General features: G+C 42.5%; 23 protein-coding genes. 15 read left to right on the top strand and 8 right to left on the bottom strand.

What is annotated here, in order from left to right; all coding sequences use genetic code 11:
- Nucleotides 1-38 precede the first annotated feature (38 nt).
- Nucleotides 39-722, top strand: a complete 684-nt coding sequence (locus KJK34_RS09045) for a response regulator transcription factor (RefSeq protein WP_223053533.1) — start codon at nucleotides 39-41, stop codon at nucleotides 720-722.
- Complete coding sequence (locus KJK34_RS09050; protein ID WP_223053534.1) at nucleotides 723-1766, top strand: sensor histidine kinase; 1044 nt, start codon at nucleotides 723-725, stop codon at nucleotides 1764-1766.
- Here KJK34_RS09050 and KJK34_RS09055 read toward each other — a convergent pair.
- Nucleotides 1740-2807, bottom strand: a complete 1068-nt coding sequence (locus tag KJK34_RS09055) for a glycosyltransferase (RefSeq protein ID WP_223053535.1) — start codon at nucleotides 2805-2807, stop codon at nucleotides 1740-1742. The two genes, KJK34_RS09050 and KJK34_RS09055, sit on opposite strands and share 27 nt — an antisense overlap.
- Before the next feature lie 89 nt (nucleotides 2808-2896).
- On the opposite strand from KJK34_RS09055, the gene trmB reads away from it, so the two are divergent.
- From trmB to KJK34_RS09090, 7 genes are all read left to right on the top strand, one after another.
- Nucleotides 2897-3571 carry a tRNA (guanosine(46)-N7)-methyltransferase TrmB gene (trmB, locus tag KJK34_RS09060; protein ID WP_223053536.1) on the top strand — a complete coding sequence of 225 codons (675 nt, stop codon included), beginning with the start codon at nucleotides 2897-2899 and terminating at the stop codon, nucleotides 3569-3571.
- Between the two features lie 6 nt (nucleotides 3572-3577).
- Complete coding sequence (locus tag KJK34_RS09065) at nucleotides 3578-4210, top strand: LysE family transporter (RefSeq protein WP_223053537.1); 633 nt, start codon at nucleotides 3578-3580, stop codon at nucleotides 4208-4210.
- Between the two features lie 10 nt (nucleotides 4211-4220).
- Entirely contained in the window at nucleotides 4221-4556 is a 336-nt protein-coding gene (locus KJK34_RS09070; protein ID WP_223053538.1) for an MGMT family protein, read from the top strand.
- Nucleotides 4557-4661: 105 nt separating this feature from the next.
- Nucleotides 4662-5792, top strand: a complete 1131-nt coding sequence (locus tag KJK34_RS09075) for an Mrp/NBP35 family ATP-binding protein (protein ID WP_223053539.1) — start codon at nucleotides 4662-4664, stop codon at nucleotides 5790-5792.
- A 1-nt stretch (nucleotide 5793) separates the two neighbouring features.
- A complete protein-coding gene (locus KJK34_RS09080; protein ID WP_223053540.1) occupies nucleotides 5794-6033 on the top strand; it encodes a NifU family protein in 240 nt (79 codons plus the stop codon).
- Between the two features lie 86 nt (nucleotides 6034-6119).
- The gene (locus KJK34_RS09085) at nucleotides 6120-7172 is read left to right on the top strand and encodes an NAD(P)/FAD-dependent oxidoreductase (protein ID WP_223053541.1); all 1053 of its coding nucleotides are present in this window, start codon (nucleotides 6120-6122) and stop codon (nucleotides 7170-7172) included.
- 1 nt (nucleotide 7173) lies between these two features.
- Nucleotides 7174-7506 (top strand): 2Fe-2S iron-sulfur cluster-binding family protein, encoded by a 333-nt coding sequence (locus KJK34_RS09090; RefSeq protein ID WP_223053542.1) that lies wholly within the window; start codon nucleotides 7174-7176, stop codon nucleotides 7504-7506.
- A 62-nt stretch (nucleotides 7507-7568) separates the two neighbouring features.
- Here the strand turns inward: KJK34_RS09090 and KJK34_RS09095 are convergent, their stop codons facing one another.
- The 4 genes from KJK34_RS09095 to KJK34_RS09110 form a co-directional block, all read right to left on the bottom strand.
- A complete protein-coding gene (locus KJK34_RS09095) occupies nucleotides 7569-8945 on the bottom strand; it encodes a T9SS type A sorting domain-containing protein (RefSeq protein WP_223053543.1) in 1377 nt (458 codons plus the stop codon).
- Nucleotides 8946-9086: 141 nt separating this feature from the next.
- Nucleotides 9087-11147: a M43 family zinc metalloprotease gene (locus KJK34_RS09100; protein WP_223053544.1), complete on the bottom strand. Its 2061-nt coding sequence runs from the start codon at nucleotides 11145-11147 to the stop codon at nucleotides 9087-9089.
- 130 nt (nucleotides 11148-11277) lie between these two features.
- Nucleotides 11278-12063: a DUF3050 domain-containing protein gene (locus tag KJK34_RS09105; protein ID WP_223053545.1), complete on the bottom strand. Its 786-nt coding sequence runs from the start codon at nucleotides 12061-12063 to the stop codon at nucleotides 11278-11280.
- 212 nt (nucleotides 12064-12275) lie between these two features.
- Complete coding sequence (locus tag KJK34_RS09110) at nucleotides 12276-13454, bottom strand: acyl-CoA dehydrogenase family protein (RefSeq protein WP_223053546.1); 1179 nt, start codon at nucleotides 13452-13454, stop codon at nucleotides 12276-12278.
- 146 nt (nucleotides 13455-13600) lie between these two features.
- Here KJK34_RS09110 and KJK34_RS09115 point away from each other — a divergent pair, with 146 nt between their 5' ends.
- Nucleotides 13601-14524 carry a hypothetical protein gene (locus tag KJK34_RS09115; protein ID WP_223053547.1) on the top strand — a complete coding sequence of 308 codons (924 nt, stop codon included), beginning with the start codon at nucleotides 13601-13603 and terminating at the stop codon, nucleotides 14522-14524.
- Between the two features lie 2 nt (nucleotides 14525-14526).
- Here KJK34_RS09115 and KJK34_RS09120 read toward each other — a convergent pair whose 3' ends face one another.
- From KJK34_RS09120 to KJK34_RS09130, 3 genes are all read right to left on the bottom strand, one after another.
- A complete protein-coding gene (locus KJK34_RS09120) occupies nucleotides 14527-15243 on the bottom strand; it encodes a tRNA1(Val) (adenine(37)-N6)-methyltransferase (protein ID WP_223053548.1) in 717 nt (238 codons plus the stop codon).
- A gap of 77 nt (nucleotides 15244-15320) precedes the next feature.
- Nucleotides 15321-15848: a ribosome maturation factor RimM gene (gene rimM, locus KJK34_RS09125; RefSeq protein WP_223053549.1), complete on the bottom strand. Its 528-nt coding sequence runs from the start codon at nucleotides 15846-15848 to the stop codon at nucleotides 15321-15323.
- Between the two features lie 18 nt (nucleotides 15849-15866).
- Nucleotides 15867-16415: a 30S ribosomal protein S16 gene (locus tag KJK34_RS09130; protein ID WP_223053550.1), complete on the bottom strand. Its 549-nt coding sequence runs from the start codon at nucleotides 16413-16415 to the stop codon at nucleotides 15867-15869.
- A 232-nt stretch (nucleotides 16416-16647) separates the two neighbouring features.
- Between KJK34_RS09130 and KJK34_RS09135 the strand changes: the two genes are divergently transcribed.
- From KJK34_RS09135 to KJK34_RS09155, 5 genes are all read left to right on the top strand, one after another.
- Nucleotides 16648-17124, top strand: coding sequence for a DUF6252 domain-containing protein (locus KJK34_RS09135; RefSeq protein WP_223053551.1), 477 nt, complete (start codon nucleotides 16648-16650; stop codon nucleotides 17122-17124).
- 157 nt (nucleotides 17125-17281) lie between these two features.
- Complete coding sequence (rbp, locus tag KJK34_RS09140; RefSeq protein WP_223053552.1) at nucleotides 17282-17653, top strand: RNA-binding regulator; 372 nt, start codon at nucleotides 17282-17284, stop codon at nucleotides 17651-17653.
- Between the two features lie 152 nt (nucleotides 17654-17805).
- Nucleotides 17806-22302 (top strand): DNA polymerase III subunit alpha, encoded by a 4497-nt coding sequence (gene dnaE, locus KJK34_RS09145; RefSeq protein WP_223053553.1) that lies wholly within the window; start codon nucleotides 17806-17808, stop codon nucleotides 22300-22302.
- Between the two features lie 115 nt (nucleotides 22303-22417).
- Nucleotides 22418-22735, top strand: coding sequence for a thioredoxin (gene trxA, locus KJK34_RS09150; protein ID WP_223053554.1), 318 nt, complete (start codon nucleotides 22418-22420; stop codon nucleotides 22733-22735).
- Nucleotides 22736-22870: 135 nt separating this feature from the next.
- Entirely contained in the window at nucleotides 22871-23809 is a 939-nt protein-coding gene (locus KJK34_RS09155) for a T9SS type A sorting domain-containing protein (protein WP_223053555.1), read from the top strand.
- Nucleotides 23810-23839: the final 30 nt, after the last annotated feature.

The raw sequence follows: 23839 nt of genomic DNA on the forward strand, positions 1-23839 counted from the left end.
TACCTTTACAACCGCTAAACAATACGCAAAGTGTCATTATGAAAAAAAAAGACATTAAGATTTTACTGGTTGATGATGAGCAGGATATCCTTGAAATTGTGGGCTATAACTTAACACAGGAAGGGTATCAGGTGGTAACCGCCGGCAACGGTAAAGAGGCTATCGCCAAGGCAAGGAAAGAGCTTCCGCACCTTATTATTATGGATGTAATGATGCCCGAAATGGATGGCATGGAAGCATGCGAAAACATAAGGAAGATACCGGAGCTTAATAACGTTATCATAACATTCCTTACCGCACGCAGCGAAGACTACTCTCAGGTAGCAGGATTTGATGCCGGAGCTGATGATTATATAGCCAAGCCAATAAAGCCGAAACTGCTTATAAGTAAGGTTAAAGCATTATTGAGAAGGCTTAAGGAAGATGAAAACCAAGGCGATATACTTAGGGTTGGTAATATTGAAATTAACCGCGAAGAGTATAAAATTATAATGGATGACCGCGAAATTGTACTGCCACGCAAAGAATTTGAACTTTTTTACCTTTTGGCAAGTAAGCCCGGCAAAGTATTTAAAAGGGAAGAAATTCTTGATAAAGTTTGGGGTAACGAAGTGGTTGTTGGCGGCAGGACAATAGATGTACATATAAGGAAACTGCGCGAAAAAATTGGTGACGAACTTTTTAAAACAATTAAGGGTGTGGGCTATAAGCTCGAAATGTAAGTGGCAATAAATTTTAAGAAATCATACCGTTTTGCTGTTAAATCAGCACTATACATTACATTTTTTTCTACTGTGCTTTTAATGGTGCTGCTTCATTTCTTTGCCGAAATAAACAGCATCTTTCTTATTGCTTTTGCCATTTCATTGTTCCTTTTCTCATTCTTTGTACTACAGTACCGCGTAGAGCACTTTATCTATCGCAGGGTTAAAAAAATATATGATGATGTTTCGCTGCTCGACTCCAGCACATTAAGAAATAAGCCCATCACTACCGATATGGCAACCCTTACCCGCGAAGTTGAAAAATTTGCAAGGGATAAGAAAATTGAAATAGAAACCCTAAAAGTCCGCGAAGAGTACCGCCGTGAGTTTATGGGTAATGTTTCGCATGAGCTTAAAACCCCGCTTTTTACCGTTCAGGGCTATATACTTACCCTTCTGGACGGTGCCATGAACGATAAAAGCCTGCGCAAAAAGTACCTGCAGCGTGCCGAAAAAGGTGTAGAGCGCCTGGTTTATATTGTGCAGGACCTGGATATGATTTCTAAGCTTGAGCTTGGAGACCTCAACCTTACTTACACTAAGTTCAATATTGTAGAAGTTGTACAAAGCGTTTTCGACCTGCTGGAAATGAAAGCCGACAGGAAAGGCATCATGCTGATGTTCGACATGAAATACCTGAAGCCCATAATGGTTTTTGCCGACAGGGAGAAAGTGCAGCAGGTGCTTACCAATCTTATAGATAACTCTATTAAATATGGCCGTGAAGACGGTACTACCGAAGTAAGCATAGAAGACCTCGTGAACAATAAGGTTATTGTTCGCGTTAAGGATAATGGCGAAGGTATAGACCAAAAGCACATACCGCGCCTTTTTGAGCGTTTTTATCGTGTAGATAAAAGCGGGGCCCGTTCTGAAGGCGGCTCAGGGCTTGGCCTTGCTATAGTTAAGCATATTATAGAAGGCCACGACGAAAAAATTTATGTTGAAAGTAAATTCGGTGAAGGCTCAGAGTTCTCATTTACACTCGAAAAGACCAAATAAATCCTTCCAGCGCATATCGCTGCCCAAATTCTTCAATCCTTTATACATATCTATCTTTTCAAGATCTTCAACCTTAAAGGCGCTTTGGCGTGCATAAGGCACAAGCCCGGTTTTCTTTAGTTTGTAAGCAAGATATTCCTGCTCATACTGCCCCGGTGTGGGTATAAAAAATGCTTTTTTGCCAAGTTGCGCCAAATCCATGATAGTAGTATAACCCGAACGGCACAGCACCTTATCGCTTTCGTTAAAGGCCTGCTCCAGTGCCGCAGTGTTCATAAAGTTATAGTAGGTAATATTATCCCTCACAGTAACTTTTTCTTCCTGCTCTACAACACCCTTCACAAAAATAACCCTGCCTTTATAACGGGTAAGCTCAGTACTTAACTTTTCTTCCAGCATGGTGCGTTGCGGCTCAGGGCCCGATAGTATAGCCATAAGGTCATATTTCTTTTCCAACGGCTTTTTATGCAGGCGGCTAAGCGGGCCAATATATTTTACCTTCAACCCTTCATTTTCAGTATGCCCAAGCTTACCCGAAAGGTTTGGGGTTGTCTGCACATCCGGCACCCAGCACTCTTTATATTTTTTTATAAACTGCTGGTGTATTTTACTTGTAAACCAGGTAGTATTGCCAGTGAGCACATTAAGCTGGTGCGTAATAAATACAGAGGGTACTTTTTTACAAAACACACCAAGTCGATTGTCCGATATTATACCGCTTATATTATACTCCTTCACTATTTGCTGCACAAGGGTATTTTCGTGCCTTACAGCCTTTATCATTTTGGGTATCTGCCCTATCAGCTTCAGCTTAAAGAAAGCGCCATTCTTGGCATATTCAATCTGGTAGCCCGGAAGCTCTACGGCTTTAAGGTGCGGAAATTCTTTTTTAAGCAGCGCCAGTGCAATTCCGTCTGATGCTATTACAGGCTCAAAACCATGATTTTCCAAAGCTTCGATAACGGGTATGCAGCGTGTGGCATGCCCCAGCCCCCAGTTAAGCGGGGCAACTAAAATTCTTTTACGTTCCTGCAAAATCATGTTTTTTTAAAAACTATTTTGCCCTGCAATGTAAAACTATTTCAGTTCTAATATATTTCCCTAATTTTACCAAAATTTTAAATTTAACTGTGGGAAGCAAAAATAAACTGAAGCGTTTTAAGGAAAACGAAACATTTAATAACGTAATACAACCCGAAAGAGAAGATGCCCTTGCAGGCAATTTTCCGCTTAAAGGCAACTGGCGAAGCAGCTTTTTTAAAAATGACAATCCTGTGGTGCTGGAGCTTGGCTGCGGTAAGGGCGAATACAGCGTTGGGCTGGCACAGCATTATCCTGATAAAAACTTTATTGGCGTGGATATTAAGGGTGCACGCTTTTGGCGCGGCGCCAAAACAGCGGTAGAGCAAGGACTTACCAACGTAGCATTTTTGCGTACACAGATTGAAATTATTTATGCTTTTTTTGCCGAAGGCGAGGTAGATGAAATATGGATAACCTTTCCCGACCCGCAAATTAAATATAAGCGTACCAAGCACAGGATGACCAACAGCGAGTTCCTGCAACGCTATAAAAAGATACTGAAGCCTGACGGTGTAGTTAACCTTAAAACCGATAGTGAGTTTATGCACGGCTATACACTGGGGCTTCTGCATGGTGAAGGCCATGAAGTGCTGTATGCCAACCATAACGTGTACCGCAACGAGGGTGCTCCGCAGGAGGTTACAGGTATAAAAACATTTTATGAGCAGTATTACCTGGAGCAGGGCAAACCGATAACCTACATAAAATTTAAAATCAGATAAAAAGCTATGGATTTTATCCTGCCGGTAGTGTTAGGGTTTTTTATTGCTGCGGCAGGCATATTGCTTCCGGGGCTGCTTAACATAACCGCAGCTAAAATAGGGTTGCGCGAAGGCAGGCAAAGAGCACTAATCTTTGCACTGGGCGCTACCAGCATAATTTTCATACAAACCTATATTGCGGTATCATTTGCCAAATTTATAAACAGCAGGCCCGATATCATTCACCTTTTGGAAGAAATGGGTCTTGGCGTATTTACGGTTCTTACCATTTATTTTTTATTCTTCGCTAAAAAGCCGAAGCCAAAACTGGATGATGAAGTAGTGGTGCTGCGCAGCCGCACAGGAGAGTTTTTTTTGGGAGTGCTGCTTTCCGCGCTTAACTTCTTCCCTGTCCCCTACTACGTTTTTATGAGCGTTACTCTTTCGCGACATGGCTATTTTTCTTTTGATTCCCTGTTTGTGTTCCTTTTCGTTATGGGCGCAATAACAGGTTCATTTTTTGCATTTTACCTTTACATCATATTCTTCAGGAGGTTTGAGCACAAAGCCGATTTCTTCCTCAAAAACATAAACTTTTTCCTGGGGGGCATTACAGGGCTTGTCAGCATAATAACCCTTATAAAGATACTGCGTACCTAAAAACTGCATTATGGATGAGAACATAAGCTTTTTTGAAAGGGTTTATCAGGTAGTAAGGCAAGTACCTTATGGCAGGGTAACATCCTATGGTGCCATAGCCAACTATCTTGGGGCGGCACGCTCTGCACGCATGGTAGGCTGGGCCATGAATGCCAGCCACGGGCATGATGATGTGCCGGCACACAGGGTGGTAAACCGACAGGGGCTTTTAACAGGCAAACACCATTTTGGCGGCACCAACCTTATGCAGCAATTATTGGAAAATGAGGGGATAAAAGTAAAAGAAAACAAGGTTGTTGATTTTAAGAAACACTTTTGGAACCCTGCTGACGAGCTTGAGCGTTAACCATCTTTTAAGCTTTGTAAAACTTTTAGATATCAGCTTTTCATACTATCTTTGTAATCTGTAACCAGTCTTAATTAAAAGGCTGTAACTGAAAGCAATAATATCATGAAACTCGATAGGAAAGAAATACTTAAAGCGCTGGAAACCATTACGCTTGCCGGAGAAGGGCAAAACATGGTAGAAAGCGGTGCGGTGCGCAATGTGCTTACCTTTGGCGATGAAGCCGTGGTAGAGCTTGTGCTGCACAACCCGGCTATGCACATCCGCAAACGTGCAGAGGCCGATATCATTAAAACCATACAGGAAAAAGTAAGCCCTGATGCTAAGATTAAGGTAAACGTAAAAGTAGAAGCGCCCGATAAGCCTGAAATTAAAGGCAAAGGTATACCCGGCATAAGCAATGTAATTGCAGTGTCGTCAGGTAAAGGCGGTGTTGGTAAATCTACTATCACGGCAAACCTTGCCGTAGCGCTTGCTAAAATGGGCTTTAGGGTAGGTATTCTTGATGCCGATATATACGGCCCGTCAATGCCGATAATGTTTGATGTGGAGCGCGAAAGGCCCATATCTGTAACCGTTGACGGAAAATCGAAAATGAAGCCGATTACCAGCTATGGCGTAGAAATACTTTCTATAGGCTTTTTTACTACGCCGGAGCAGGCTATAATATGGCGTGGGCCAATGGCATCCAAAGCGCTTAACCAGATGATTTTTGATGCTGACTGGGGCGAGCTGGACTTTATGCTGATAGACCTGCCACCGGGAACTGGTGACATCCACCTGAGCATCATGCAATCGTTACCTGTTACGGGGGCTGTAGTGGTAAGTACGCCGCAGGCGGTTGCCCTTGCCGATGCCAAAAAAGGTGTGGCAATGTTCCGCCAGGAAAGTATAAATGTACCTGTACTGGGTATTATAGAAAATATGGCCTACTTTACCCCGGAAGAACTGCCGGATAACAAATATTACATTTTCGGTAAAGAAGGCGCTAAAAACCTTGCAGAAGATTTAGATGTGCCTTTCCTGGGTGAAATACCAATTGTGCAAAGCATACGCGAGGCAGGAGATTACGGACGCCCTGCTGCCATGCAGACCGCAACGCCTATAGAAACTGCTTTTGAAGAACTGGCACGCTCTGTAGTACAGGAAACCGTAAACAGGAACGACAACCTACCGCCTACAGAGGCAATAAAAATAACTACAATGGCGGGCTGCTCTGCAGTTAAAAAGAAATAATATGACAACAGAAGAAATAAAGCTGAGTGTGGAAAGGGCCCTTGATGAGATACGCCCGTTCCTTGAGTCTGACGGGGGTAATATTTCGTTGGTGGACATAGAGGACGACAGGCACGTGAAAGTGCGCCTGGAAGGAGCCTGTGTGGGTTGCAGCGTTAACCAGATGACACTAAAGGCAGGTGTGGAAACCACCATTAAAAAATATGCCCCGCAAATAGAAACAGTTGTAAATGTGGCGTAAAGCCGCATAGCTGATATTTATCATAAAAATTAAAAACAGTTTTAAGGACATTTGTTCCCTGAAACTGTTTTTTAACGTAATAAAAAATGATTACAACAGATATATTAATTATTGGTGCGGGCCCAACAGGGCTTTTCGCCGTATTTGAAGCAGGACTTTTAAAACTTAAATGCCATATTATAGATGCTTTGCCGCAGCCGGGAGGCCAGCTTGCAGAGCTGTATCCTAAAAAACCGATTTTTGATATACCGGGTTACCCGTCGGTAATGGCAGGAGAACTTGTGGATAACCTGATGGAACAGATAAAACAGTTCCAGCCCGGGTTTACCCTTAATGAAAGAGCTGAAACAATTGATAAGTTGGAAGACGGTACATTTATAGTAACTACCAACAAAGGCACAAAGCACCACGCTAAGGCTGTAGCCATTGCAGGCGGGCTTGGCAGCTTTGAGCCACGCAAGCCGCTTATTGATAATATTGCTGATTATGAAGAAAAGGGTGTTGAGTACTTTGTAAAGAACCCTGAGCTGTTCCGCGATAAGCGCATTGTTATAGCAGGCGGTGGCGACTCGGCGCTTGACTGGAGTATATTCCTTAGCGATGTGGCAAGCGAGGTTACGCTGGTGCACAGGAGAAATGAATTTCGTGGTGCGCTTGACTCTGTTGAGAAAGTACAGGAACTTAAAAAGCTGGGCAGGATTAACCTGATTACCCCGGCAGAGGTTACTGCTATAAACGGTAATGGCAAAGTAGAATCGCTAACCATTGATGTTGAGGGCGAAAGCCAAACGATAGAGACTGAATATTTTATACCGCTTTTCGGGCTCACTCCAAAACTTGGGCCTATAGCCGACTGGGGCCTTGAAATTGAGAAAAATGCTATTAAAGTAAATAACGCACTCGACTATCAAACCAATATAGAGGGTGTTTATGCTATTGGCGATGTTAACACCTACCCCGGCAAATTAAAGCTGATACTATGTGGTTTTCACGAGGCTACCTTGATGTGCCAGAGTGTTTACAACAGGCTTAACCCCGGTAAAAAATATGTTCTTAAATATACCACAGTTAGTGGTGTGGATGGTTTTGACGGCACGCGAAAAGAAGCAGAGAAGCAGGTAGTTAAAGCGATAGAATAGTATGGCAAAAGATGTAACCATTAAGGTGACCGACAGGGATGGTGTGGTGCACGAGGTACTTGCCCCCACCGATATGGCAATGAATATTATGGAACTGTGCCGTTCTTATGAGCTTGCGCCCGAAGGGACTATTGGCGTTTGCGGTGGCATGTGTATGTGCGCATCATGCCAGTGCTATGTGCTTAATGATGTAGCTTTACCACCTATGGAAGCTGATGAGGAAGCCATGCTTTCTGAAGCATTTTATGTTAAGCCAAACAGCAGGCTGGGTTGCCAGATTGCAATAACGGAAGATTTAAACGGGCTCGAAATTGAGCTGGCACCTGAAAGCTAAGAGAATATAACAAAAAAAGCGGGATATTGAATCCCGCTTTTTTTATGATGTATTTTGAAATATTACTTTTTGATAAACTTAAGTACTTTGCTTTCGTTACCTTTATCAATCCTTATAAAATAGATTCCGTTGCTGTATGATGAAGTATCCACAGTAAGGCTTGATGCAGAAGTTACGGTAACGCTCACCATAGCTTGCCCAAGGCTGTTATAAACCATATAACTGTCAGGTAAATCATTATCGGCAACCGCTATGTTAAGCACACTTGTTGCAGGGTTCGGATACAGGTTTATACCATTTAAAAGTTTAAAGTCTTCGCTGCCTGCAAGCGCAGAGCATACAGTAGAAGTTTTTAAAGAAGCCCTTCGTGGTGAATTATCAAGCACTGCCAGTATCCTCTCTTTTTGGTCCTGTGTAAATATGTTCATACATGAATCATAGGTATAATCCATATAGTTTTCAATCATGTCATAGCTTGTGCAGCTATAATGCTGAGAGCAACCGCTATTAGGGCCGTTAGAGGCCGGTGTGTCATCACAGTAATCGCTAAAGCTACATGAGTTATTAGACCATGAATTGCCCCATATGTGCAGAAGCCCTAAAGCATGGCCTATTTCGTGGGTGGTAGTCCTGCCCCTGTTATATGGCGCCTGGTAATCGCCCTGCGGATAAATTGACTGCGAGCCAAAATATTTATAGCCTATTATAACGCCATCCGTACTTGCGCTGCCCTCATAATTATTTAGCCCGTTAAGTCCTGACTGTGAAGGGAACTGTGCATACCCTAAAACATCTGAAAGGTCTGACCCAAAGTTACACACCCATATATTGAAATACCGGGTTGGATCCCAAATCGTACTTGGCTTTAGCACATCCTCAACCTGAGATTCACTCCAGCTTGCCAGGTTCATATTTACCCGGTCTATACCTGTTGTTGGCTGTCCGTCAGGGTCAACCTGGGCAAGGCAAAATTCAATTTGTACATCTGCACCCACAGGGTTAGAGTTATACCCTGGCGTGCCAAGCATCCTCCTGTAGTCCTGATTTAAAACTGTTATTTGAGAAAGCACCTGCGCGTCAGCTATATTTTCATTAGTGCCTAAAAAATCTCCGTTATGTACTACGTGCACCACTATCGGTATAGTTATCACCTCGGTAGTACTTTGACCTGTAGCCGCGCTTTTCGTTTTACGTGCCGTAATTTTTTGTGCAATCCACTGCTCAAACTCATCGTTTGTAGCTCTTTCCGGTGAATTTTCCTGAAGATATTCCTCATATTCAGTAGTCACACAACGTATTTTTCCCGTTTCACTGTTAATACTTTCGGCATGAATAGTCTTTCCAAATACTTTAGGCAGTTCCTGTGCCTGCATCACCATAGGTGTAATACCAAAGAAGGCTGCTAAAAATATACTCCTGATATTGCTGTTATTTTTCATTTATTAAAGAAATGTTAAAAAAGTTATGCAAGATACTTATAATGAGTGTTACAATAAATATATTTTTGTTAATTCTCATGCAGCGGATAAACAAAAAGCCCTGCACGTTGTGCAGGGCTTTAGAACAAAATATATGTGTTATTACTGCTTTACAAACTGAAGTGTTTGTGTAGCATCTGCTTTGTTTATTTTTATGAAATACATTCCATTTGCATAACCCGAAATATCTACACCCACAGTTGACGAGGTTATTTTACTTTCGCCAACAAGCTGTCCAAGATTATTGTATATGGCATAACCTTCTGGTAAGCTGCTGCTGGCAGGTATACTTATATTAAGTATACTGTTGGCAGGGTTAGGATATAGCTTAATTGCATTAAGGCCTTTCGCAGGATTGTTTGTACCCATAGTGGTATTTACACCAAACGGAGTCATTTCCATATCTGTAAATTGTCCGCCTTCGGCAATAACCTGGCCATCTGCAGTTGTTACAGTATAGTAGCCTTCACCAAATTCGCAGCAAATACCATCTCCCTCAAGGTCAAGTATTGCAAAAATATAGCACTGGTTATTTTCTACCTCAATAGTTTGGGTGTATAGCTGGTTATCACCATAAAACTCAGAACCAAACGGGTCATCAAGATCAATGTTACTTACTATAGGTTCTTCATTACTATCCAGTAAAGCCCAAATAGTTTCATCCCCATAATCATCAGTCATAACAGTAACAATAATCTGAGTAGTATCAAAGCTTTGAGCAACCACAAAATTGTCTTCAGCAGTATTATTTTCAACAACTTCATCAGCAGTACCGTTTACAGTTAGCAATGTGGCTGTAAAATCATAAGTGCCCGACTCTAAACTTACAGTTGGTAATGTTACAGTTGCCTGTGCATTTGTAGCAATGCTTCCTTCCCACGTATAGGTGCTTCCGGCACCACCATCTGCACTATAGCTGATAACGGCTGTGGTAATTGTAGTACTTCCGTTATTTTTAAGGATAAGCTGCGGCTCAAATGAAGAAGAACAGGTACTGTTAAGGCTCTGAACCTGTAAAGCTCCGTCAAGTTCAGGTACAATACCTGCGGTACAGACCGGAGATGTTATAAGCGAAACCCTTCTTGGCGAGTTTGCTAATACAGCAACCATCCTGTCTTTCTGGTCCTGAGTAAATATATTCTGGCAGGTATCATTTGTATAGTCCATGTAGTTTTCTATCATGTCCATTCCCGGAGATTCAGGACAACTGTCTATTCCATCCGGGCACTCTGAATTAGCATTAGCGGCTACAGGAGTATCAGCACAAAAATCGTCTGCACTGCAATCACCATCACCCCAAATGTGCCTCAGCCCAAAAAAGTGCCCTACTTCATGAGTTGTTGTGCGGCCTTTATCCCTGCCCACTATTTCATCATAAGTTCCGTCAGGATAAATGTCGCTCGATCCAAAGTATACATGTCCTATTACTACACCATCAGTTTCAGCTTCTGAAGGGAGTCCCGGTACATCAAGCCCGTCAAGCCCTGATGCTGTCGGAAATTGCGCGTAACCTGCAAGTTCTCCAAAAAACTCATATATATGGTCTACAACCCAAATGTTAAGGTATTTTTCAGGATCCCATTGTGTTTGTGGCTTAAGTATAGTTTCTATAGATTCCATATCCCAACCGTCCGCATTACCAAGATTATGGCGTGTAATACCTGTTGTGGCTATACCGTTAGGATCCTGCTGCGCAAGACAAAACTCAATTTCCATATCGGCTCCTACAGGGTTGGTGTTATATCCGGGCGTGTTAAGCATACGCCTGAAATCCTGATTTAATACCGTTATCTGAGACAGCACCTGAGCATCAGCGATATTTTCATTAGTTCCGAGTGCGTCTCCGTTATGTACAACGTGTACAACAACCGGTATTGTAACCACATTATTGGTAGATTTTTGCATAAAGCCCGCAAGCCTTTGTGCCCTTACTGCTTCTACCTTTGGTGCCAGCCATTGCTCAAACTCCTGGGTTGTGGCACGTTTATCATTCTTTTTTTGTAAAAGGGCTTCATATTCTGTAGCACCACATTTTTGCAGTTCACCCGAAAGTGTTTTGCCGAAAACATGGGCCTTTTTGGCAGTCTTTTCCTGTGCACTTGCACCTACTGAAAATGTAAGGGCGGCTACAAGAAAAGCGGCACTAAAAGTAATTTTTTTCATATCTGTGTTTTTTGATTGTTTTAATTGCGCCGAAATTAAGAAAATATTTTATTGTTGCTATGCCTGTAAATCTAAAAAAACCGGCTAATGCCGGTTTTTTAACATATTAATTTTAAGTACATTGCTATTGTTATATTGAGGCCATATCATGGCTCATTACTTTTTCTTCAATTGCATTCCACAAGCCAAGCCTTTTTTGCAGAGCAAGCCTTGATGTTTCTTCTACCTCTCTCCATTTTACTGCATCATCACCACACAACTCGGTTATCATTTGCATAGCCATAGGGCCGTGCTCATCTCCATCAAGCTCTATATGCCTGTCAAAATAATAAATCAGCTTACTCAGGTCAGTTTCGGGAAAGTTTGCCTGAAAATTTCTTAAAATCTCCGTAAACATATCCGGTATCACTTCTTCGCGCCCAAAGGTAAATGCCGCAGCAATTTCGTGTGGCTTGCCTTGTTCTATTATAGTAAATGTAAAATCAAGGAAATCTTTTATACCTTCACTAAGCCCGCTTTGCTTTATCGACACAAATATGTTTTGTGTAACAATTACATTTTCCAGAAACTCCTTAATTTCAGATGTGTCCGCACCGCATGCTTCCATGGCATCAAGATACATTTCAAAATGGCTCTGCCTAAGCCCTTCGGCATTTATATCTGTTTCCTCCGCAAGTACAATTTCATTGATAAGGTAACGCGTTTGCGGATTGCCCACCGGCATCCACGGTGTTGTGGTGCAGGTTAATTTTGACTGCAACGCTTTTAACAGCGACATAAAATCCCACACGGCAAAAACATGCCCTGTTAAAAAATGCCTTAAATCTTCTACAGATTTCACTTTAGCATACAAGGGGTGCTGTAACAGCTGCTCCCTTTGGTTAAGGATGCTGCTGTTGATAGTCTCAATATTCATAGCATTCTATTTTTATACAAATTTAAAAAAAGCAGGGGTGTATTGTAAAAGCTTTTTATTGATTTTATCAATACAATAATAGTGCCTGTTTTATCTACATCTTTATAATTTTATAAACGCAGAAAAGCACTGTTTGGTTTGCCTAAAACAATTTTTTGCATAAAAAAAGGCCCTGCAAATGCAGAGCCTGTATATGAATAGCTGAATTACTATTATTTAAAAGCAGCATGGCCTGTTATATCCATACCTGTAATAAGCAGGTGGATGTCATGTGTACCTTCATAAGTAATTACACTCTCAAGGTTCATCATGTGGCGCATGATAGAGTATTCTCCTGTAATACCCATACCTCCTAAAATCTGGCGTGCTTCGCGTGCTATATTAAGTGCCATATCAACATTATTGCGTTTTGCCATAGATATTTGTGCAGATGTTGCCTTGCCCTCGTTACGCAACACACCAAGCCTCCAGGCAAGTAGCTGTGCTTTTGTAATTTCGGTTATCATTTCTGCAAGCTTTTTCTGTTGCAACTGGGTAGCAGCAATAGGCTTATCAAACTGCATACGCTCTTTTGCATAACGAAGTGCTGTGTCATAGCAATCCATAGCGGCACCAATAGCACCCCATGCAATACCGAAACGAGCAGAATCTAAACAGCCTAGCGGTGCACCAAGCCCCGATTTGTTAGGCAGCAGGTTTTCTTTAGGTACTTTTACATTATCAAAAATAAGCTCTCCTGTTGCAGATGCACGAAGCGACCATTTATTATGTGTTTCAGGTGTGGTAAAGCCTTCCATACCGCGCTCTACGATAAGCCCGTATATCCTGCCTTCTTCATTTTTAGCCCAAACTACAGCTATATCGGCAAAAGGTGCATTGCTTATCCACATTTTGGCACCGTTAAGCAGGTAATGGTCACCTTTATCTTTAAAGTTGGTTATCATGCCGCCCGGGTTAGAGCCATAGTCAGGTTCTGTTAAACCGAAGCAACCCATAAATTCGCCGCTGGCAAGTTTTGGCAGGTATTTTTTGCGCTGCTCTTCGTTACCATACTTATATATAGGGTACATCACTAAAGATGACTGCACTGATGCAGTAGAACGCACGCCACTGTCTCCCCTTTCAATTTCCTGCATGATAAGGCCGTAAGAAATCTGGTCGAGGCCGGCGCCGCCATACTCTTCCGGTATATAAGGTCCAAATGCCCCAATATCAGCAAGGCCTTTAATTATCTGGTTAGGGAATTCCGCCTTTTGGGCATAGTCTTCTATAATCGGTGATACCTCACGCTTTACCCACTCACGGGCTGCATCGCGCACCATTTTTTGCTCATCTGTCAGCAATTCGTCTAACAAGTAGTAATCAGGTGCCTGAAAAAGATCGGGTTTCATTTGCTGTTTGTTTTTATATGCACAAAAGTAAATAAGAAACCTAACAAATCAATAATATTTTGTTGTGATTTTTGAATTTAATTAAAAAGTACTGCAACCACATGCAAAATGTCTGCTGATTTTATTTCTTTGTTAAAAAAGTACCAATGAGGCTATACCAACTATTTATGCTGCTTGCATTTTGGGCCGCAGAAGCACAAACGACAGCAATACTTGATGCTGAAAGCAAACAGGCCATTCCTTACGCTACTGTTGTATTCAAAAAAAACGGAAAGCCCGTAGATGGCTTTTACACGAGCGAAAATGGCGTACTTGAGCTTCCTTCATCTGAATATGACACGGCAGAAATAAGCAGTTTAGGTTATGAAAATAAATCAGTAGCCAGGCATGACATTAAAGCACAACTCTATTTAAAACCCAAAGCTATTGAGTTGGCAGAACTGCGGGTATCTTCAGCAAAGGACACCCTTATAGGCGAATATAATTTTAAGAGGGCGAAAAGCCAGCCCATAGGTACAGGCCACCAGCTTGCGGTTTTTATAGACAACCCTGCAGGGCGTGATGTTCCGCTTAAAGCAGTATGGCTTAAACTGGCTAAGATTAAATACACAACAGTAGTAAGGATTTACCTGTGCGAAAGGAAAGATTATGTACAGGAGTATATTGAGGCAGGAGGCGAAACAGGATCTTATGAAAGCTATATACCTGCTGAAGCAATTACTGCACAAAATATAATAACCGAGCTTAAACCTGAAAACGGAAATGATGCTAAGATAGACCTTGAAAAATATGAGTTGGTACTGCCTAAAGATGGTGCTTTTATAGTTATGGAAATAATAGGGCATTACAATGCACTAAACCAAAATGTAGTTAAACCTGCCGTAAAAGATATAACCGCAATAGAAGTGCACAAAGCCGTTAATGATAACTACTGCCAAAGGCTGGGTATCACTAACTTATTTTGGGTTAACACCAACCGCTGGCTAAAAAATGATTATGAATATATGGGTTCTAAGCCACCCCGCAATACTTTTGTAACCCCCACAATGGGTGTGGTAATTGGTATATAGCACTACATTTTCAGGTAAAAATCCTGAGTGAGCGCTGTATATTCAGGTGTATATTGGTGGCGGGCTGTTTCTATAATAAGTTCACCAGTTTCAACCACATCCTGCGGTGTCTTTTTAAAGGCGATAAGGCTTCGCTTTATTTCAGATTGCGGCGTACCTTTTACTCTTGTAACCCTATAAGGGAATAATGAATATTCTTCTGCCATTCTGATAAAGCCCTCCTCTTCCTTATATGGAAGTATCAGCGCAAATATACCCTCACCCGAAAGTAAGAGCGATGCTGCTTCGGCTAATTCATTAAAGGGCATTGATGCAGCCTGCCTCGCCATATCACGTTCTGTATTGCCGCTGCTGTAGTCTTCACTGTAAAAAGGCGGATTAGATACTATTAGGTCATACTCCTCATCCTCCATTTCGTCAACAAATTCGTCCAGCCCGGCATGGTAACAAAAAAGGCGGTCGCCCCAGGGGCTTTCTTCAAAGTTTTCTACAGCCTGTTCATATGCCTCATCCACAATTTCAAGAGCATCTATTTGTTCGGCTGTGCTTCGTTGTGCCAGCATCAGGGCAATCAGGCCTGTACCTGCACCAATATCCAGTATGCTGTAAGGGTGATGCTCTAAAGGTGCCCACGCACCAAGCAGCACACCATCAGTCCCCACCTTCATGGCACACTTATCCTGGCTAATGCTGAATTGCTTGAACTGGAAAACAGACATAATGTAATTGATTATAATAATGAAGATAAGTAAATGCTATGAACCCATCGCGCATTATACTCATAATTAAACCTTAATTAACTAAGGTAAAGGTCAACAAGCCCTTCGGGAGTATTCAGGATGATCTTTTTGTTGTCGCGGTCAACCTTAACAATAAAATCATCAATCATGGGCACGAGTATCTCGGTGTCCCCTTTTTTAATTTCAAAAAGTGCCTGTGCGGAATTATCATTCACGCCGGTAATAACACCTATATCGCCAAGCCTTTGGTCTTCGGCAGTAAAGCCGATTATTTCATGAAAATAAAAACGGTTTCCTTCCAGCTTTGGCAGGGCCGATAATGGCAGGTAAAGGCCGCAGCCCATAATGCCGTCGGCATCCTCCTCGCTGTTTATATCCTCAAAACGGATGCGCAGGAAATCATTTTTGTGCAGTGAACTGGTTACAATAAAAAAAGGAACCAGATGTTTGTTTATTTCAACAAACACTGATTCCAGATCTTCGTACAACCCGGGCTCATCGGTATCAAGCCATGCAAGTACCTCGCCCTTGTAGCTGAATTTTTTGGCGATTTTGCCTAAATAGAAACAATCTTCTTTACGCATTAAAACGCCAATTTAAAATTAAGCCTGGGTTTCTTCGCTGTTCTCTTCGTTAGCCGGTTCAGCAGCAGCCTCTTCGCCTTCAGCAACAGGTGCTTCGGCAGCAGCAGCGTCCGCTTCTGCCTGCTTAGCGGCAGCAATACGGTCTTCGTTAACTTTTTTCTCAGCTTCAAGTGCTTTAGCTTTTGCATCAGCTTTAGCATCAGAAAGGCCTTTTGACTTGCCTTCAATCTTAGCTGTTTTCTCATCTAACCATTTTGCAAGCTTTTCATCAGCCTGCTCCTGTGTTAGAGCGCCTTTGCGTACACCGCCGTCAAGGTGGTGCTTAAGTAAAGCTCCTTTATAAGAAAGGATAGCCCTTGCAGTATCCGTAGGCTGTGCACCATTGTGCAGCCACTGTACAGCGCTGTCAAGGTTAAGCTCTATTGTTGCAGGGTTAGTGTTTGGGTTGTATGTACCCAGTTTTTCAAGGAATTTACCATCCCTCTTAGAACGGCTGTCAGCCGCTACCACCCAGTAAAAAGGTTTTCCTTTTTTACCGTGTCTTTGTAATCTGATTTTTACAGGCATAATCTTTAGATTAAATTTTGGGGTTCCCGACCCCTGTTAATTAAGGCTGCAAATATAAGAAAGTTTGGTAAACAAACGTTTATGATTATAAGTTTTAAGAATTTTTCTGTTTTAGAGATTTCATATTATTAATTTTTATTGTGATTTCTATTATTTATATTAGGATATATTCTATAAAAAACTATTTTTGTCGTTGTAAAATTTTGGTTTACCTTTTTCTAACTATACAATAATGAAAAGATTTTTATCACTATTAGTGCTGTTGGTGGCTTTAACCTCATGCGAAGAAGATGTGAAATTTAATACGCCTGCAGTGCAGGGGCTTAAAGATAATGAGTTATGGAAGGCTACAGAATACAGCGCTACCCTTGGTGTTGGCGGTGCTTTAACCATTACTGCAACCAACGGGTTTGAAACAGTGGTGCTGCGCACGGTATCATCTACCCCGGGCATGTCTTTTCAGTTAGGGGTAAACGACAGTAACAGGGCCTCTTATGCTTTAGAGGCAGACGGGCTTAGTTTTGATTATACAACAGGTACAGGCTTAGGCGACGGGCTTATAGAAATAAGCGACAGGCCGGGCGAAACCAACTTTGAAAGAGGATACATATCAGGAACTTTCCGCTTTAATGCAGTAGATGAAACAGGAGCGGTTGTAAATTTCCAGAACGGATTTTTCTACAAAGTACCAATAGCAGGAATTGAATAATATTGCTTTAAATACGCATAAATACAGCAGCCCCGCTACAAGTGGGGCTGTTTTTGTTAGGTTTTGTGTATTAAAAAAATATTAATTCGTTGAAAAATACAGTTTTGTGTATAAATTAAAGTACATTTGTAGAGCTGAGGCACTAAATTTTTTTTATATGAATATATTTATTGGAAGCCTTCCGTTCAGTATAGAGGAAGCAGATTTAAGAGAGTCTTTTGAGGCTTATGGCCCGGTTAGTTCTGTAAAGATCATTACAGACAGGGAAACCGGCAGGAGTAAAGGTTTCGGTTTTGTTGAGATGCCGGACGATAATGAAGCCTTAAAGGCTATTGAAGAGCTGAACGGAGCAACTGTTCAGGGAAGGACAATAGTTGTTAACAAGGCAGAACCAAGGCCGCAGCAGGATAACAGAAGAAGTTTTGGTAACAACCGTGGCGGCGGTGGCTTTAACAGGAACAACAACCGTGGCGGCGGTGGTGGCTTTAACCGCGGAGGCGGAGACTACAACCGTGGCGGTAACTATTAATATAATAGATACGTACATTTTAGAAAACCACCTTCGGGTGGTTTTTTTGTTGTTGATAATTTAAGGTTGTGTCCTGCGTTATAATAATGTAATTTTGAAAGGTTGCCCTAAACCCAGGGGTAATAATTTAACTCTCAAAACCACAGCTTGTTATGTACCTGATATTTGACACTGAGACAACCGGATTGCCCAAGCGGTGGGATGCGCCCCTAACCGATACGGATAACTGGCCCCGCTGCATACAGATAGCCTGGCAGCTGCACGACGATATGGGTACGCTTATAGAGCACCAGGATTATTTGATTAAACCCGAAGGCTTTAATATACCCTATGATGCAGAACGCATACACGGCATATGCACCGAGCTTGCCACCGAGCAAGGCATAAGCCTTAAAGAGGTACTTATAAAATTTAATGAGGCAATAGCAAAATCAAAATTTATTGTAGGCCAGAATGTTGGGTTTGACGTAAACATCATGGGTTGTGAGTTTCACCGCCATGGTGTGGAGAGTCCGCTTTCCGGCATGAAGATACTCGACACCTGTACCGAGATAACGGCAGAGCTGCTGCAACTGCCCGGTGGGCGTGGCGGCAAGTTTAAGCTGCCAACCCTTACTGAGCTGCACGAATACCTGTTTGGCGAACCTTTTGCCGAAGCACACAACGCCACTGCCGACGTAGAGGCTACCACCCGCTGTTTCCTTGAGCTTGTAAAACGCGAAGTATTTACGCATGAAGAGCTTGATGTACATCCGTCATACTTTCATGATTTTAAAACCCGCAACCCGCAACCAATACAGCTAATCGGGCTTAAGCACATAAACCTTAAGGCGGCCTCTGATGAAATACGCAAGCGTCTTGAAAAACTTAAGGTTGCCCATACTCCGCAGGAACCAACCGTACAACAAAAGCGCGACCTTAAAGAGGTCGACTTTGTGCACCTGCACAACCACACACAATTTTCGGTGCTGCAATCTACCATATCGGTGCCAGAGCTGGTAAAGGCTGCCGCAAAGTATAAAATGCCTGCCGTTGCCATGACCGACCACGCTAACATGATGGGGGCGTTTCATTTTGTGAGCAACGTGCTCAACCATAATAAAGCGGCAGAGGCCAAAAACAAAGAGGCTGAGGAACGCGGTGAACAGCCTACAGAAGTAATCATGAAGCCTATTGTGGGCTGTGAGTTTTTTGTGTGCGATAACCATACCGACAAAACCCGTAAAGACAATGGTTACCAGGTAGTATTGCTCGCCAAAAACAAACAAGGCTATCATAACCTCGCAAAAATGTCGTCTATCGCCTATACAGACGGTTTCTATTATGTGCCGCGTATCGACAAAAGGGTTATTGAAAGATATAAAGAAGATATAATAGTATTATCAGGCAACCTATATGGCGAAATACCGAATAAGGTGCTTAACATGGGCGAAAACCAGGCAGAGGAAGCCCTGCTATGGTGGAAGCAAACCTTTGCCGACGATTTTTATATAGAGCTGATGCGCCACGGGCAGGAAGATGAAGACAGGGTTAACCAGTCGCTCATAAAGCTGGCACGTAGGCACGATGTAAAACTTGTTGCCACCAACAACACCTATTATATTAATAAGGAAGATGCCCATGCGCACGATATTTTACTGTGTGTAAAAGACGGGGAAAAACTGGCTACTCCAAAGGGGCGTGGGCGTGGTTTCCGTTACGGGCTGCCCAATAACGAATATTATTTTAAGCCGGGCGAGGAAATGAAAAAACTCTTTCAGGACCTGCCCGATGCTATAATCAATATACAGGAAATAGTAGATAAGGTAGAGGTATATTCGCTTTACCGGGATGTACTCCTCCCTAAATTTAATATCCCTGAAGAATTTCAGGTAGCCGAAGACAATGAGGATGGTGGCAAGCGTGGTGAAAACAAGTATTTGCGCCACCTTACCTACAAAGGAGCAGAAAAGCGTTATGGTGAAATAACAGATGCTATACGTGAGCGCCTTGATTTTGAGTTAAAAACGATAGAAAACACAGGCTACCCCGGCTACTTCCTTATAGTTCAGGACTTTATTGCCGAAGCCCGTAACCTGGGGGTTTCGGTTGGGCCGGGGCGTGGTTCGGCTGCCGGTAGTGCTGTTGCCTATTGCTTAGGTATTACCAATATCGACCCGATTGCCTACGATCTGCTTTTTGAGCGCTTCCTTAACCCCGACCGTATATCGATGCCCGATATTGATATCGACTTTGACGATGAAGGCCGCAGCAGGGTTATGGATTATGTTATCAATAAGTATGGTGCCAATCAGGTAGCACAGATTATTACCTATGGTACAATGGCGGCAAAATCGTCTATCCGTGATACGGCCAGAGTACTCGACCTGCCTTTGTTTGAGGCGGACAAAATTGCCAAGCTGATACCCAATATGAAGCTGGCCAAGATATTTAACCTTGATGCGGGCGCACTGCGTGGCTCGCTGCGTTCGGAAGAATTTGAAAGGGTACAGGAACTGATGGCAATGGCTGATGGCGGAGACCTTACAGCCGAAACCATACAGCAGGCAAAGGTGCTCGAGGGTTCATTACGAAATACGGGCATACACGCCTGCGGGGTAATTATTACGCCTGATGATATAACCAACTTTGTACCCGTTTCGGTAGCAAAAGATTCCGACCTGTATGTAACCCAGTTTGACAACTCGGTTGTAGAGAGTGCGGGGCTACTGAAAATGGACTTCCTTGGGCTTAAAACGCTAACGCTGATAAAAGATACGGTTAAGCTCGTCAAGTACCGAACAGGTAAAGAACTTGACCCTGATAACTTCCCGATAGATGACCAGAAGACATACGAGCTTTTCCAGCGTGGTGAAACGGTAGGTATATTCCAGTACGAATCGCCCGGCATGCAAAAATACATGAAGGAGCTTAAGCCTACTGTCTTTGCCGACCTTATCGCTATGAACGCGTTGTACCGCCCCGGGCCCTTGGAATATATCCCGAGTTTTATCCGCAGGAAAAATGGTGAGGAAGAAATAAAATATGACCTTGATGCCTGCGAGGAATACTTAAAGGAAACTTACGGTATTACCGTTTACCAGGAACAGGTGATGCTACTCTCGCAAAAACTGGCAGGTTTTACCAAAGGCGAAGCCGACGTTCTGCGTAAGGCAATGGGTAAAAAGCAGAAGGACGTACTCGACAAAATGAAGCCCAAGTTTGTAGAGCAGGCTGCGGCAAACGGGCACGACCCTGCCACACTCGAAAAGATATGGAAAGACTGGGAAGCCTTTGCAAGTTATGCCTTTAATAAAAGCCACTCTACGTGCTATGCCTGGGTAGCCTACCAGACAGCCTATCTTAAAGCCCACTACCCTGCCGAGTATATGGCAGCAGTGCTTAGTAACAACATGAATGACATTAAGCAGGTAACATTCTTTATGGAAGAATGTAAGCGCATGGGCTTGCAGGTACTCGGGCCTGATGTTAACGAATCGTACTATAAATTTACCGTAAACGACCAGAATGCGGTACGTTTTGGTATGGGAGCCATTAAAGGTGTAGGTGCCGGCGCAGTAGATACTATTGTAGAGTGTCGCAAGAACGGCAGGTATAAATCGATATTCGACCTGGCAAAGCGGGTAGACCTGCGTGCTGCCAACAAAAAAGCGTTCGAAAACCTTGCTCTTGCGGGAGGTTTTGACTGCTTTACAGATACACACAGGGCACAGTACTTCCATCTTGATGAAGGTGATAATATCAGCTTTCTTGAAAAGGCCATGCGCTATGGCGCCAAATTCCAGGAAAATGAAAATTCGGCTCAGGTGAGCCTTTTTGGCGAAGCCAGCGAAGTGCAGATACCCGAGCCTGTAGTACCACCATGCGAGGAGTGGAGTACTATGGAAAAGCTTGCCAAAGAAAAAGAGGTTGTCGGTATTTATATTTCCGGCCACCCGCTGGACGACTATAAATTCGAGATGAAATATTTCTGTAATTCAAAACTCGATGCGCTTAAAAACCTTGAGCAGCACGTAACTAAGAACCTAAGCTTTGGCGGCATCATTACAGGAGTACAGCACAAGGTTGCCAAGAACGGCAAAGGATGGGCTGCCTTTGTACTTGAAGGTTATGACGAAAGCCATGAATTCAGGATATACGGCGAGGAATACCTGAAGTTCAGGCACTTTTTAATCCCGAATAACTTTACATATATTAAAGTACTGGTGCGCGAAGGATGGGTAAATGCCGAGGGGAAGCGTGGCGAACCGCGTCTTCAATTCATCACTATACAATATTTACAGGATGTTTTAACCACTTTTGCTAAAAAACTCGTTATACAGTTTAATGTTGCCGAACTTAAAGAGCATGTTATAACCGGGCTTCAGCAATTATTTAAAAGTAACCGTGGCGACCACTCTGTAATGTTCGAAGTAATGGAGCTTGAAAAGGTTACGCGGCAGGTGGCCATTACAAGCGCAGTGGGCGATGCCGAAGAAATGGTTGATGGCGAAATGCAGGATGAAATTACTGATACCGTTGTAGCGGATGTAGAGGATGTGCAGGTAGTAACAAAATTGACTATGCCTAGCCGTAAACTGAAGATTAACATATCGAATGAACTATTGCAGGAACTTGAACGGATGCAGGTGAATTTTAAATTGAATTAAATTTCTTAATAATTTTTATCTATGTTTGTATAGTTAAATCTAATATATCTTTAACGGTTCAATATTTTTTTAATACCTAAATTTGTAATTATAAACCTTTAGAATTTTATATAATATGGCACAAGCAATAACAGATGCTACGTTTGAAGATGTAGTATTGAAGTCAGATAAACCGGTATTAGTAGATTTTTGGGCAGCATGGTGTGGCCCTTGCCGCATGGTAGGCCCTATAATTGAAGAAATAAGCAAAGAATATGACGGCAAAGCAGTAGTTGGTAAAGTTGATGTAGATGCTAACCAGGAATTTGCCGCTAAATATGGTATCAGGAATATCCCTACCGTACTTGTTTTCCAAAACGGAGAAGTAGTTGGCAGGCAGGTAGGTGTTGCACCTAAGCAAACCTATACTGATGCTATAGATGCATTACTATAATAATATCTTATATAAGTAAAAAAGCTGCCTCATTAGAGGCAGCTTTTTTTATGCACTTCTGTTAAATAACATTAACGCAACATACGGAATATTGCACTTGACTACTTTTACACCAAAATTTAATTAAGACAAGAAATGAAAAAACTTTACACATTATCAATTGCTTTGCTTTCTGCTGTTGCTTTCGGACAAAGCATAACTATAACAAAGGTTGTGGATGGTACCCTGCCTATTGAAGGCTGTACAGGTTCAGGCGCATCTAACCCAAAATTTGTTGAGCTATACATTTCAGGTACGCTTGACCTTTTTGGTTACAGGGTTCAGACAGAATCTAACGGAGCTGCAAATGAAGGAGCTATTGCCTGGAATGATGGATTATTTTTAAGTGCGCTGGGTGAGGTTACCGATGCGTTTGTTTACCTTGTTAACCTGCCACAGGCTCAGGAAGGCCAGACACAGCTTGAAGAAATTGGTGTTTTCCTTGAAATGTATCCGGAAATACCAACAGATAAAATAATATTCTCTACCTATGCTCCAAACATGAATGGTAATGATGCCATCAGGGTTGCACAATATAACGGTGATAACCTGGTAGCTGTAATAGACCAGTTTGGTAACCCGCTTGATGTTTCAGGAGCTCAAGATATATCTGCTGCATGGGCTTACCAAGACAGCTATGTGGCAAGGAATAACGGCAGCACGGCTAACGGTGGTAACTTTGATGTACAATCATTTACTTACGGCGGTAACGATGCTTTGGACGGTGCAACATGTGCAGATTTTGAAACTGCTGTGGCAATTGGCACTTACAGCATTCTTTCTTCAGATAAATTTGATGCTATATCAGGCCTGACTGTATATCCTAACCCGCTTTCAGGAAGCACACTTACAATTGCATCTGATAGTAATATTGAAAAAACTGTTGCTGTATATGATGTACTTGGCAAGCAGGTTCTTAACACTAAAACGGTTAATGGTACTATAAATGCACAAGGACTTACAGCAGGTGTTTACATCCTTAAAATAACTGAGGAAGGTAAAACGGCTACTAAGAAACTCGTAGTAAAACAATAATACTTACATAGAATACCAAGCACCGCCAAA

Source organism: Flavobacterium coralii, assembly GCF_019891545.1.
Taxonomy (GTDB): Bacteria; Bacteroidota; Bacteroidia; order Flavobacteriales; family Flavobacteriaceae; genus Flavobacterium; species Flavobacterium coralii.